The organism is Comamonas sp. GW821-FHT11H03, assembly GCF_058807955.1.
The window spans coordinates 61079-73096 of the sequence record NZ_JBXARF010000003.1 but is presented as its reverse complement, the minus strand read 5'-3'; the positions used below and the strand labels follow the sequence as shown (position 1 = coordinate 73096).

The following is a 12018-nucleotide window of genomic DNA, read 5'->3' as shown; positions in this document are numbered from 1 at the left end:
CTCAGAAACTGTAGGCCAGGCTCAGAGCCAGGTTGGTGTGGGAGGTTCGGAAGTGCTCCGGCTTTTTGACAGGCGTTGCCACAAAGACTTCATAGGAGAGGTTGCGCCAGGCCCCGCGCAGGCCGATGGCCGCGCCGGTCAATGACTGGCCCACCAGGTACTTTGCAGAAGGCCCGCTGACATGGCCGGTGTCCAGGCCCACAAAGGCCTCGGCATTGCCCGCAGCGCCCAGATTCAATGGGGTGCTGAGTTCGTTGCGCCAGTACCAGCCCCGCTCTGCCAGCAAGGTGCTTTCTCCATCGAAGCCCCGTACGGTGTAACGGCCACCAATGCCGATGCGGTCTTGTGGCGTCAGCGGGGTCTTGTTCCACTGGCCATGCCAGTTGCTGCTGAATCTGAGTTTGGTGCCGCCCAGCTCGAAGGGCTTGGACAATGCCAGATCGGCGATGAAGAGCTTCATGCGCGAAGTGCCTTCACCAAAGGGCTCCTCTGGCGCGCGCAAGGCCGCAAAAGCGCCTGTGCCTCGCTTGTAGGCCAGGTTGGCATCCAGGATGGCATTGCCCAGATAGCTGCGCTGATTAAGGCTCAGCTCAAAGCCCGAGGTGCGCCTGCGCTGGACATCGATTTCCACATCGTCGATGTAGTTGTTGGAGGTCCGCTGGAACGCCTTGATGCCAACCGTTGTTTTCGAGGAGGCATTGCGAAACACTACGCGGCTTAGCTTGAGATCCAGGTTGCTAGATTCGCCGCTGTAGGTGTAGTTTTGATAGGCACCGGCCACGCCTTGGTGGTACTTGTTATAGGAGCCGGACAGGGCTGCCAGCCAGTACCCAAAAGGCACGGAATACTGCGCTGCACGGGTCTCAGTGCCACGGTTGCCACCATTGCCCATACCCCCGCCGAAGCTGAAATACATCAGATCATTCAGGCCCAGCGGGTTATCCCAGGACACGGTACCCGTGCCTTGGACTTTGCCGGTGGATTTGGTGCCGCCATTATCCAGGGCGACGTTAAAGCGCAGCGGGTTTAATTTCTTATAGGTAATCATCAAATCACTTTGGCCGGGTTCGGTATCCGGGCCTTCGGCGGGAGTGATTTGAATATCGGCATCTGCCGTTGGAACACGCTTGAGGTTTTCCAAACCTTGCTCAATATCACGCAGTTGCAGCAGCTCGCCAGGTTTGGACGGCAGCGCTGCAATAAGCGAGGTGTCTCCCGTGCTGTCCGGGGTAAATCGGATGGACTTGAGAACGCCGGGAATAAAAGCAACGGTCAGCACACCGCCCTGAAGGTTCTGCGGCACCACCATGACCCGGGAGGTCACGTAGCCATGCTCAAGCACTGCCTGCTGCAGCCGGGCCAATATGACCTCGACACCCTTCGCCCCAACGCAAGGCCTGGCACTCAGATCAATACCCGCTGCCGCCTTGAGCCACGGGACTTGCTCGAGTTTTTCTCCTGTCAATTCAAGGGTGTGCAGCGCAAAGCAGGGAGTCTCGCTCTTGGGCATCTCCAGCTCGATTGCCTTGGTGCGCGGCTGCAAGGTATCTGCATTGGGCGCCATGCGCTCACGCAGCTCCCGTTCACGCTCTTGCTGTCGTTGCAACTGCTGCTGCTCGATGGCAGCACCGGATAGCTGCGCCAAAGCAGGAGCTGCAAAGCTTAGTACGGCAGCAAATAGTGCCGTCAATTGAAAACGCTTGCCAGGCGCTGCCTCCCTCATAAAAGACCTACTTATTTTTTGTGTCATCATTTTCCGTATGAAAACAGCCAGGTTTATGGCTGATGACCATCATATAAAAGTTACAAAAGCAGAATATTTAACGCATAACAAGTTTTCTGCAGTGAATTACCTCCAATGCAGTAGAAAGAGCTTTCACTGCTTTGCGAGACTAGGCCATATGTGAAATCTCATTTGCCCCCGTAAATTTTTTATTTGATCGAGAAGTAGCTTCGCCAACGGCGAAATCTGGATTTCTCCACCTGCAGCCAAACGCCTTGAAAACCTGGCTCCGGACTGAGGCACTCGGCCGCGATGCCCTCCCTCGCCAACGATGTCATGCAAGTCAATGCACTCTTGCACGGATATGGAAACGGGATATCAATCGCCCCCAGCTATCAAGGCAAGACAAAATCAGAAGGCGCTCTGGGCGATCACCGACGAAATATGGCGATGGGCCCAAGAAAGCATCAGACGACGGACAACATGCTAATCAAAGCAGTCAGTGATGGGGATAAGAAAATTCTTATTTTTCGGAGCAGGAGACTCGGCGATATCGTTCATACGCCGGCAAAAACCGAATGTCAGGTTCGAAGCATTCGCGCTTATCGTCCTGATCTGCAAGCACCTCGATAATTCCAGCGAGACAAGAAGCCCCCCAAAGAACGCAGACAGCAGGTTTGACGTCATGGGCACATTTACGCTGTCTCTTCGCATCCTCAAAGCTGATGCACTGCAGTCAGAGGGAGTGCGGAAAACGGCCTTTTTGAGCCTTGATCGGGAATAGAGGCACGCCTTGCACTGATGTGCAGCACTTGGATCTTTTCTCATGCAAGCCATTGATATAGCGGGATTTTCTTGAGCATCAGGAGATCAGGATTCATAACCCCGCTTGCATTCAACGGCGTGGCATACCGCCAGTTCATACCGCCAGTTCATCCCGCCAGGGCATGCAGCAGCACATGATTGACCATGAAGTCACTTGAAGCTTTAGGCTTGCATGCATGACTTCTCAACCTCCACCGCACAACAGATCCTTTTCACTCATGCTGCGGGTGCCGCCGATGGCCCTGTTCGCTGTGTTTGCCGTGGCAATGTGGCTTCTGCCCGATATCCGGCCGATCAGGTTCACTGCTTCATGGATAGCGGCCCTCATGCTCGCCGCACTGGGCGCAGTGTTCTGCCTCGCCGATGTCTGGGCTTTTCAGCGTGCCCAAACCACGGTGAACCCCATCACCCCGGCAGCATCGACAACGCTGGTGGTCAGCGGGATCTATCGGGTGACACGCAATCCGATGTATCTGGGCTTTGCGCTTTTATTGCTGGCACTCGGCATGTATTTGGGCAAGCTATCAGGATTGCTCCTTGTGCCGCTGTTCATGGCCTACCTTCAGCACTTCCAGATACGACCGGAGGAAAGAGCGCTGCAGGCGCGATTTGGAGCTTTGTTCGCGGCCTATTGCCGGCAGGTACGACGCTGGCTATAGAAGGATTCAAGCCGGCCCGGGCCACGCCGGCCGGTATTGACTACTCACTCGGCGCCGTGCACTGCTGCCTTGCAAGCCGATAGACAAAGTCAGGCAAGCCTCAGGCAAGCTCCTTGGCTGTATCGATGTTGGCGAGGCCCAAACCTCCATTCAGGCCGGTTATCCAGAGATTGCAGGGCATCAATGCCAGCCACGGACAGATCAGCGGGGGCGCATAGGCCACACTTGCCCACCTGTTTCTTTGCCCCGCGATCACCAGCAAGAGACTTGAGCGAGCGGCAAAGGCTTGCTGCAGCCGGTTTTTTACGTCCAATCGTCTCTGACTTCGTAAATGACCCATGCCACCAGCAAGACGACCAGTTGCAGACCAATCAGTTGAATCATGAGAGTAGACATCGTCGCTCTCCTTGAGTGCTTCGATGCAGTCATGGTCCCACTTCGGATGCTCGCCAGCAAATGAAGACAGCTTGCACTTCGCGGGCTTTAGCCGCTACACATTGGGCTGCTCTATCGGATCGCCCGGCAGCTCTGCAGGCGGTTGATCATTGGGAGGATCAATCGGGTCGGGCTTGGGTTCCGGCTCTTTGAGCGGGTTCTTCTGAAGAGTCATGGCGGCCATCTCCTTGCAGTGATGAAGTCGGTGCCAAACAGATTGGCGAATGAGTCATAGACACAGTGGGTAGCAGCACCATCGATCTCAGGCAAGCTGCGGGCAGCATTCGGTGAGACTCAGGATATCTCGAAGATATCGCCATCTGACAATGCCGCACTCTCATGGTAGATGTCGTAGAGGTATTGGGGCAGCTCCTCATAAGTGATCTCAGGAGGGACGGCCAGATCCACCGGGCCAAGCTTTCCATCGAGTCCAACCGCAAAGCAGTGCCATCCCGAGTTGCGGCGCTCTATGGCCAGGATGTCGCCAAACACGTTGAATCGGTACTTTTCCATCGCTGCTCCACTGTTGAGCCTTGCATGCTAGCCGCATCTGCTCGCCAGTCTCGAACAACCTATGGCTCCTGAATTGCCGAACCTGTGCGTCAAGAGCCATCCGCCAGAAGCCTTGTCAGAGCCGATGGAGAGGGGGGCATCGCAGTGTTTCCTGGCATTCGCACCCTTCCCGTTTATGCACCAAAGCTGACGTTTTACTTATTGGATAAGGCTTCAAGGTTATTAAAAAGAGTACTGTGGCTCTCGGCGATCGATCTTGATTCGTCATCCAGGACTGGAGGTCTATATGCCAGATAGCCGTATTCCCCCGCCAATCCAGAAGTTCTGGGAAGCCACCAAGGAGCTGTTCTCCATGGACAAGGATTTCCCTGCGCCGCCCCAACTAGACCCGCAAGAGCCCACAGACATGGAAAAGAAGCAGGAGGAAGAAAGACTGCTGCGCATGCGCCACAACTACCGACATTGGTAGCCCTGTCTCCTGAATCCAGCCTTGCGATTGGTTTTCAGCCACCTCGACAGGTGGTTTTTTGTTGCCTTGAGATACAAAAGCATGTGCACCGGGCCGGATCAAGCCTAGGCCGAAGTGAAAGAGCAGCGATAAGATGAATCGAGAACCGTGAAGCTGGGGACGAGACTCGCAGCAGAATCGAATGGATCACCCAGGAGCCCCATGAAAAACAAAGTTGTGCTCATCACCGGAGGCAGTCGAGGCATTGGTGCAGCCACCGCCCTGCAAGCAGCAGCTGCAGGCTGGGATGTACTGCTCAGCTTCAATACAGACCAGACGGCAGCCGATGCGGTTGTCTCGCAAATAAAGGAAATGGGCAGGCACGCCATGGCCATTCAGGCGGATATGGGCTGCGAAGAGCAGATTCGCCGTCTTTTTGCCGTGGCGGATGTGCAGTTCGGGCGCCTGGACGCCTTGGTCAACAACGCAGGTATTGTGGACACGGCACAGACGCTGGCCGAGTTCAGTTCGCAGCGCCTTGAGCGAATGTTTCGCATCAACACCATAGGCGCTTTTCTCTGCGCTCGCGAAGCGGTGCTTCGCATGAGCACTGCCAATGGCGGCCACGGTGGAGCCATCGTGAATGTGTCCAGCATCGCGGCAAGACTTGGCGCGCCACGCCAGTATGTCGACTACGCGGCATCCAAGGGGGCTGTGGATGTGATGACTCTGGGGCTGGCCAAGGAAGTGGCTGCGGAAGGCATCCGCGTCAACGCTGTCCGCCCCGGTCTCATTGAAACGGATATTCATGCCAGCGGGGGGCAGCCGGACCGGGTTCAGCGCCTGGCGGCTGGCGTTCCCATGAAGCGCGGAGGAACGGCTCTGGAGGTTGCCAATGCAATCGTATGGCTCATCTCGGACGAGTCGCCATACACCACTGGTAGCCTGATCGAGATATCGGGCGGCAACCTCTGACCGGGCTGCCGCCCAAGCACGACCAGCCCTCTGGTGCGGGCTTTCATATGTCCTTGCGCTTGAGGCAACGCGGCAGCGGCCGCCCTCGCTGGCCTCTCTGTTCGGGAATGGTCCTGAACTGGCAGCAGTGAACGGCTCGACGTGGAATTCGTGTCGTTGGCGCATGCAGTCACACCAGGTGACGCAGCATGTTGCGTCAGCCCGGACGTACTGGCTCGCTGCCCCTTATCTGGCAAACCGCGACGTTATCTGGTTCTCAGCCTTCGCTCGAGCGCGCCAGTCGAGGCCTGTCATTCAGCGATGTCCGTGCCCTTGACCGCCACCTGGGCGATGGCCTCCATGCGGTGGACGGTGATTCCCATGCCCTCCGTGGCCTGGATGCGGCCTGTGATGCGGTGGACGGTGCGCGTGATGATGGTGGTTGTACCCAGGCCTGTATGCAGGACGCCCGTAATAGTAGGAGCCGCCATAAGGCTGATAGATGTAGGTATCGCTATACCCGTAGCTGTATCCAGGGCCTGCCGCGTAACAACCCGACAAAAGCAAGACGAGCGCAGAGACTCCAAACAGTTTCTTCATGCGCGAAGTCTAGACGTACCAGCATCGCTCGGGTTTTCAATGTGTAAGCCCGGCTTTGTGCAGACAACTGCCGACATCTCGAGGAGTTGTCTTTTGACATGCTCCACAACGTCCGCCACCTGGCGAGGGTGCACCGGTTGCATCCGAGGAATGCATGCAAACGGCCAAATGGCCGCTTGACGGCAAGCAGGCCTGCTTTTGCAGCTTCTGCCTGGTCTGCGCAGCTATGGAGGATGGCAGCTGTGCACCGCCCCAGCAAAGGCACTGCGCAATGGGTTCAACTGCCCGGGCATGCGTGCCCGGTTGCCGAATAGCAGCACTACAGTGCTGCAGTGCTGCGTGAAGGTCGACGCGTGACGCTGCGCTAATAGCCCCAGCTTTGGCCTCCCGGATAGGTGCGCCCGCCACTCAATCCGGAGCCCGGCCACGGCCACAGGCTGCCTTGATTTTCATGGCCCTCGTTTCCGCGATCACGAAGGTGATCCCGGTCCCAGTCGTTTTCAAAATCGATCGAGCGATCCCGCTGTTGAATATCGTTGTTTCGAAGATCCTGATCCGCATTCTTCTCGACCGGGCGGGAACCTGGATCCACTCCTTGCCCATTGACCGGCCTCTGCATTACGCATCCGGTCAATATCAAGGCAAACGCAGTCAGTGCAATTAGCTCTTTCATGGCAGCCCTTTCTACAAGTGGCATTGACAGCCTATTCCTGCCGACGGATACCTGTGTAAAGCGATGTTCTTCGGCACAGCGGCAGGCTCACGCATAGGAGCCTCTGCATCGAACAGCGCCTGCATTGACCAGCCCCAGCATTCAAACTCGTGACATTCGCAGCAGTGCAAAGATGCTGGAAGCACTGTTCTCCCGGGCTCCTGGAAGGCTTTCGGAAAAAAGATTGCGCAACTACTCTGTCGCCACGGCAGGCCTGCCGCCAGACCGGGTCACCACAACCAATGAGATACCACCCAGTATGGCGGCTCCAGCCAGAGTCAGCCGCATGGTCCAGGGCTCTCCCAACAGGGAAACGGCACCGATGGCGGCCAGCAAGGGAACGCTCAGCTGTATGGATGCAGCAGCCCCCGCCTTCAGCCGAGGTAGCACCGCATACCATGCGACGTAGCCCAACCCGGAAGTCAGCATCCCGGAGCACAGCGCATACATCAATCCCGCCGTGCTCAATGAGGCTTGCCCCTGCACCAGCACGGGCATCAGCAGCGCAAGCGGTACCGTCCGTAAAAAATTGCCTGCCGTCACGCCAACCGGATCGGTTGCGCCCTTGCCGAGCAAGGAATACAGCCCCCAGGCAACCCCTGCCAGGAGCATGAGCAAAGCCGCCCCCAGGGGCGGAGCCGAGAGTCCGGGTCGCAGCAACACTACCAGGCCGCCGAAAGCCAGCGCCAATCCGCTCCATTGCCGGGGTGCGAGTGTCTCGCCGCGACAAAGGCCCACACCCACCATCGTTGCCTGCACCGCGCCGAAAAGCAGCAAGGCACCGACACCGGCCGACAGACTCCCATAGGCGAAGGAGAACAATGCCGCATAAGCGAACAACAAGCCCGCCGACGTCCAGTTGCCAACCCCAGTAGAGGGAGCGCGCTTCAGGCTCACGACCAGCGCCAGCATTGCCGCACCTGAAGCCAGGCGCACTGCCGTAAAGCTCGCGGCATCAATGGAGTGAGATTGGAGCGCAAGGCGGCACAACAGCGAGTTGCCGGCAAAGGCCAGCATCGCCAGACCAGTCAACACAGTGGTGTGAAACAACGGCATCACAACCTCGTAGATGGACCAACCCCGGTATTTTTCCATGTCATCCGCCCGTAACCAAGCAACTGCTGTCTGGATGGAGATAGCCCCGCCTTGCTGCCAGCGCCTGTCCTGTGCCAGGGGATCGGAGCTTCAGCTCAGCAGACTGGAAGAACGCGGGTGGGTGCAGCAGGCGCCATCAGCTTCACGAGGTGTCTTGAAGAGCAAAAGCCCCGATCGTCAAAGCAACCGACCTGACGTTCGGATTCAGGAATCAAGCCAAACCACGACCTCTGTGCATCAATTGCACACTTCCGGGCACTTTCTGTGGCTCTGAGAACGAGGGAGGTGAAATTTCCGCGACAGCTAGAGTCACCATAATTCCTCAAACTTGACATGCATCATGAAAGAGGAAGGGTTGGATGGAGTTCCTAGGCAATCAAAGCGCCCAGCTGAGGATGATGAAATGCCAGATCATGGCGCAGGAGGCACTTCTCATTGCCCTGATCGATACGCTGGATAACACCAAAAAAAGCAATCTGCAGCACAACTTCAGCCAACGCGCCGAGGAGATCAAGGCGGAGGTCTTGAACTCGATGGCGACAGATGAGCTCTACGAGCGTCTGCTGGAGCACCTGGACAGATATTCGAAGACCTTCAACTTGCGCTCTTGACTTGTTGCACAACAAAGACCTGCCCGCCATGACGCGGGCTTTTTCTTTGGCGGCTTGCATGATGCTGGCTGGATGGGCCACGGCGTCAAGCCATCTTCCCAAGCCGCAAGGCAGACGACGATTCCAAGGACAGGAGCTTGAACACCGGCATCGCCCGAGCGGACTTGCCGGTTTGCTCATATGCGAATCCGGGTGACGTAGATCAGACACAAGGCATGGCAAGGACTTGTGAGATCGCACGCAAGGATGTATGAATGCTGACTGCTGGTTGTCGCTTTGCAATCCAGGAACAGGCAATGCTGCTCCGTTTCGATCTTTGATCGAGGAGGCTCTGGTCAGATGTTCTCGAACAATGACTTCATCTTGGTTCTGACGCCGTCGCTGGCGATACTGGTTCTGGCTGCCATATTGATCGTTGCCTGGCTTGTCCAACGATCACAGCGCTTTCTGCTTTGGCAATCTTGCGCCTATTCACTCACAGCACTGCCTCTCGGAGCGCAAAGCCTGCTCCCTCTCGAAGAACTCAACCGCTACGCCCTGCTCATCGGCAGCTTCTACCTGCTGAGTGCGTGGTGTCTTGCCCGAAGCTGGGCCGAGCGCTGGCGTGTATCCACCCAACCGCATGCAGCATTGCTCATCGCCATAGTCACCCTGGCTGCTCTTTATCAATTCAGCCGGGTCGAGCCGAATGTCTGGGCTCGGGTGAGCTCTTTCAGTGTTGGTTCCGGTCTTGTTTTACTGCTCCCCATCTTGCAGGTCCGCTCGAAGAAAAACTCATTTGACTGGCTCGATCAATCGCTGCTCTGGCTGAGCATCCTCTTCACCGCCTACACCTTCACTCGACCCGTCTTGATCTGGTTGCTGGGATATTCCGATCTCCGTTCCCTGCCAAGCTCGCCCTATTGGATCCTGACGCTGCTGAGCATTCTGAACTTTTCGCTGCTCTTCACCGTGGTGATGACCGCGATAGCCGTGAAGGAAACGGTTGTCAAGCTGCGCATGGAACGTGACTTTGATGCTTTGACGCAGATACTGAATCGCCGCTCCTTTCAGGAATACGCCCAGAAGCGTCTTGATGACCTGAGGCTCTATCCCATGGCTGTGCTGGCCTGCGATATAGATCACTTCAAACGCATCAACGACGCCTGGGGCCACGAGCGTGGCGACAAGGTGCTGCAGCTTGTCTCGGCGATTTTGCAACGCAATATGCGAGAACACGACCTTGTCGCCCGATTTGGCGGTGAAGAGTTTGTGATTTTGCTGACGAACATTGCGCTGAAGGATGCCGAAGCCATTGTCCGGCAAATCCAGCGTGACATCGGCTCAAGCAACGACATTCTTCCATCCGGCTCCAAAATGACCATGAGCTTTGGGCTTTCATCGATCACCCAGGCTTTTCAATTTGAGCGGGCCCTTAAGGAAGCGGATCAGCTCCTCTACCAGGCAAAGAATGCCGGGCGTGATCGGGTGCATGTGTCTGGAGTGGCCTATCCGGATATACCGATCGAAAGCACACTGCAGCCAGACAAGATGGCTGCTTGATCTGCCGCGACGACTCCTTGTCCCTCGGAATAACGGTGTCACTTGATCCCCGTCCATCGCCACACGCCGCATCAGCGCATTTCAGCTTCTGACCACCAATGGATGGTCTCGCCGCATTCAGGATGCGCCAATTTTTTAGCGCCTTGTCTCAGCATCTCAACGAGTGGTCGTGGCCGTCTCCCAGGACCAGGTGCTCGGGTTTGCGCGCGCAATCACTGACGGACTGTTCAATGGCTATCTATCGATGGTTGTGGTGGCTCCGCAATGCCTGGCTTGCGTCCGAAGCTCCAAAAGGCAAGCTCGCTCAGGTCTTGCGACATGCTGTAGTGCGCCATGCTGTAGTGCGATGCGCTTCGACTGCACCATCCCCAAGATCAAAATCGGTGCCTATGTCCGATGAACAGCTTCAGTCTCCTGCAGCCCAGCACGATGCCGGTCATTGCCAGAGCCAACGTACCGATGCTCAGCAAAACGAGGATGGCATCACGCGGCCAAGCGTGGCGCAGCATCCACGGCAGGTCCCAACTGTGCAGGAAATTGAACAGCCACCGCCCTGTACGCTGCCTTTGGTCCAGGCTCAGCACCACATCACCGGAGTCCGGGCTGATGTAAACGATAGTGTTTCCCGGATCTTCAAACTGCATCCGAAGCACAGGCAGACCACGCGCTGCTGCTGAATACATCGAGGCCTCACCCCGGCGGTAATAGTAGGCGTCGTACTCGTTCAGCAACGTGGTCGAACGAATGGCAAAAGGGAACAACTTCTTCGCCGCCTGCTCTAGTCTCGAGCGGTCAAGTTCCTTCTCTACCTGCGGTGCAGCAAGGTTTGCGGACAGGACGCGAGTCTGCCCCACTCCATTGAAAGCCAGCAGGTAGGGCTGCCCATCCAACACTTTCCATTCGACCTCGCGCGTGTCAAACCCCTCCGCACCGAGCCGTGTCAGCGCTTCGAGCGTGGTGAGCCTGAAGGGATTGCTTCCTGCACTTGTATGCTGGTAGGCACGCAGATCGGGACGAGGTCCTTGCGGGCTGAAGATCCCCAGCGGATTCATGGACATCAGGCCGCTGAAGATCCAGCAGATCATCATCACTCCAAATACGAGGCCGGAGATGTGATGCCAGCGCATCTGGAACTCCCGATACGGGGTCTTGGCTCCAGATTTGTAGCGTCCGCTGAAGCGCCATCGCCAGATGCCCACCAAGGCACCGGCAATGGTGGAGACGGTTCCCAATGCCGAGAGAGCGATGACCAGCCAGCTCCACACAGGGTCCTTGGAGCCCTCACGCAGCATATACACCCAGTGAAGCCAGGCACCCACGTAGTTCCAGTAGCGTTGATGGCGTGTTACATCCATGACCACCTCGGCGGTGGTCGACGAGATGTACAACAGGCTTGATGCGGAATCATCCATCAGGACCTTGATGAGAGGCCGATGGGGATCGAGCGAGGGGGAATGCGTCCAGCGATCGTCTTGCGTGCGACCTTGCAGCACTCCATTGGCTCCAGACAGGAACACCTGGGCGCTGCGCAAGGCCGCTGCGTCGTCGGGCGGCGGCACAACAACGCCCGTGCCGGCATCCACCACTCGCAGCGTGCCGTCTGCTTGCCTGAGCCGGTAGCTGGGGCGGCCCGCAATAGTGGTGAGCATGATCTGCAGCACCTTGTCAGCAGACTGGCTTTGCTTCAGAGCTGCCTCAACAGGCAGGTAGGTCTGGCCTGGACTCAGGGAAGGCAATGCCTGCAGACGCTCGATCGGCTGCAGTTTGGGGTAGCCGACAAAGAGCATCACCACTCCGCTGAAGAGCCAGAGCGCCATCAGCACACAGGCTCCCACTCCGGTCCATCGATGCACCAGAAACACAAGCCGTTTGGCATGGGCAGAAGTCCACATCGGCGGCCC

General features: G+C 57.2%; 11 protein-coding genes. 5 read left to right on the top strand and 6 right to left on the bottom strand.

Going from position 1 to position 12018, the window contains the following annotated elements; all coding sequences use genetic code 11:
• Nucleotide 1: 1 nt before the first annotated feature.
• Complete coding sequence (locus AC1RTQ_RS08710; protein ID WP_492875043.1) at nucleotides 2-1645, bottom strand: ShlB/FhaC/HecB family hemolysin secretion/activation protein; 1644 nt, start codon at nucleotides 1643-1645, stop codon at nucleotides 2-4.
• 1079 nt (nucleotides 1646-2724) lie between these two features.
• Here AC1RTQ_RS08710 and AC1RTQ_RS08705 point away from each other — a divergent pair.
• The gene (locus AC1RTQ_RS08705) at nucleotides 2725-3207 is read left to right on the top strand and encodes a methyltransferase family protein (RefSeq protein ID WP_492875042.1); all 483 of its coding nucleotides are present in this window, start codon (nucleotides 2725-2727) and stop codon (nucleotides 3205-3207) included.
• A gap of 729 nt (nucleotides 3208-3936) precedes the next feature.
• On the opposite strand, the gene AC1RTQ_RS08700 is transcribed toward AC1RTQ_RS08705, so the two are convergent.
• Nucleotides 3937-4155 (bottom strand): DUF7661 family protein, encoded by a 219-nt coding sequence (locus AC1RTQ_RS08700; protein WP_492875041.1) that lies wholly within the window; start codon nucleotides 4153-4155, stop codon nucleotides 3937-3939.
• Nucleotides 4156-4441: 286 nt separating this feature from the next.
• On the opposite strand from AC1RTQ_RS08700, the gene AC1RTQ_RS08695 reads away from it, so the two are divergent.
• Both AC1RTQ_RS08695 and AC1RTQ_RS08690 read left to right on the top strand, forming a co-directional pair.
• On the top strand, nucleotides 4442-4624 hold the full coding sequence (locus AC1RTQ_RS08695) for a hypothetical protein (protein WP_492875040.1): 183 nt from the start codon (nucleotides 4442-4444) through the stop codon (nucleotides 4622-4624).
• Between the two features lie 201 nt (nucleotides 4625-4825).
• Complete coding sequence (locus tag AC1RTQ_RS08690; protein ID WP_492875039.1) at nucleotides 4826-5578, top strand: SDR family oxidoreductase; 753 nt, start codon at nucleotides 4826-4828, stop codon at nucleotides 5576-5578.
• Between the two features lie 290 nt (nucleotides 5579-5868).
• Here the strand turns inward: AC1RTQ_RS08690 and AC1RTQ_RS08685 are convergent, their stop codons facing one another.
• From AC1RTQ_RS08685 to AC1RTQ_RS08675, 3 genes are all read right to left on the bottom strand, one after another.
• Entirely contained in the window at nucleotides 5869-6048 is a 180-nt protein-coding gene (locus AC1RTQ_RS08685; RefSeq protein ID WP_492875038.1) for a hypothetical protein, read from the bottom strand.
• A gap of 473 nt (nucleotides 6049-6521) precedes the next feature.
• On the bottom strand, nucleotides 6522-6830 hold the full coding sequence (locus AC1RTQ_RS08680) for a hypothetical protein (RefSeq protein WP_492875037.1): 309 nt from the start codon (nucleotides 6828-6830) through the stop codon (nucleotides 6522-6524).
• Between the two features lie 231 nt (nucleotides 6831-7061).
• The gene (locus AC1RTQ_RS08675) at nucleotides 7062-7925 is read right to left on the bottom strand and encodes a DMT family transporter (protein WP_492875455.1); all 864 of its coding nucleotides are present in this window, start codon (nucleotides 7923-7925) and stop codon (nucleotides 7062-7064) included.
• A gap of 398 nt (nucleotides 7926-8323) precedes the next feature.
• On the opposite strand from AC1RTQ_RS08675, the gene AC1RTQ_RS08670 reads away from it, so the two are divergent.
• Nucleotides 8324-8575, top strand: coding sequence for a hypothetical protein (locus tag AC1RTQ_RS08670; RefSeq protein ID WP_492875036.1), 252 nt, complete (start codon nucleotides 8324-8326; stop codon nucleotides 8573-8575).
• A 339-nt stretch (nucleotides 8576-8914) separates the two neighbouring features.
• Nucleotides 8915-10117, top strand: a complete 1203-nt coding sequence (locus AC1RTQ_RS08665) for a GGDEF domain-containing protein (protein ID WP_492875035.1) — start codon at nucleotides 8915-8917, stop codon at nucleotides 10115-10117.
• Between the two features lie 374 nt (nucleotides 10118-10491).
• Here AC1RTQ_RS08665 and AC1RTQ_RS08660 read toward each other — a convergent pair whose 3' ends face one another.
• Complete coding sequence (locus AC1RTQ_RS08660) at nucleotides 10492-12009, bottom strand: PepSY domain-containing protein (RefSeq protein ID WP_492875034.1); 1518 nt, start codon at nucleotides 12007-12009, stop codon at nucleotides 10492-10494.
• Nucleotides 12010-12018 lie beyond the last annotated feature (9 nt).

Excerpts from the sequence above, each read along its gene's own strand:
- AC1RTQ_RS08685 (WP_492875038.1), bottom strand. The coding sequence starts at position 6,048 with ATGGCGGCTCCTACTATTACGGGCGTCCTGCATACAGGCCTGGGTACA.
- AC1RTQ_RS08665 (WP_492875035.1), top strand. The coding sequence starts at position 8,915 with ATGTTCTCGAACAATGACTTCATCTTGGTTCTGACGCCGTCGCTGGCG.
- AC1RTQ_RS08690 (WP_492875039.1), top strand. The coding sequence starts at position 4,826 with ATGAAAAACAAAGTTGTGCTCATCACCGGAGGCAGTCGAGGCATTGGT.
- AC1RTQ_RS08705 (WP_492875042.1), top strand. The coding sequence starts at position 2,725 with ATGACTTCTCAACCTCCACCGCACAACAGATCCTTTTCACTCATGCTG.
- AC1RTQ_RS08675 (WP_492875455.1), bottom strand. The coding sequence starts at position 7,925 with ATGCCGTTGTTTCACACCACTGTGTTGACTGGTCTGGCGATGCTGGCC.
- AC1RTQ_RS08660 (WP_492875034.1), bottom strand. The coding sequence starts at position 12,009 with ATGTGGACTTCTGCCCATGCCAAACGGCTTGTGTTTCTGGTGCATCGA.
- AC1RTQ_RS08680 (WP_492875037.1), bottom strand. The coding sequence starts at position 6,830 with ATGAAAGAGCTAATTGCACTGACTGCGTTTGCCTTGATATTGACCGGA.
- AC1RTQ_RS08700 (WP_492875041.1), bottom strand. The coding sequence starts at position 4,155 with ATGGAAAAGTACCGATTCAACGTGTTTGGCGACATCCTGGCCATAGAG.
- AC1RTQ_RS08695 (WP_492875040.1), top strand. The coding sequence starts at position 4,442 with ATGCCAGATAGCCGTATTCCCCCGCCAATCCAGAAGTTCTGGGAAGCC.
- AC1RTQ_RS08670 (WP_492875036.1), top strand. The coding sequence starts at position 8,324 with ATGGAGTTCCTAGGCAATCAAAGCGCCCAGCTGAGGATGATGAAATGC.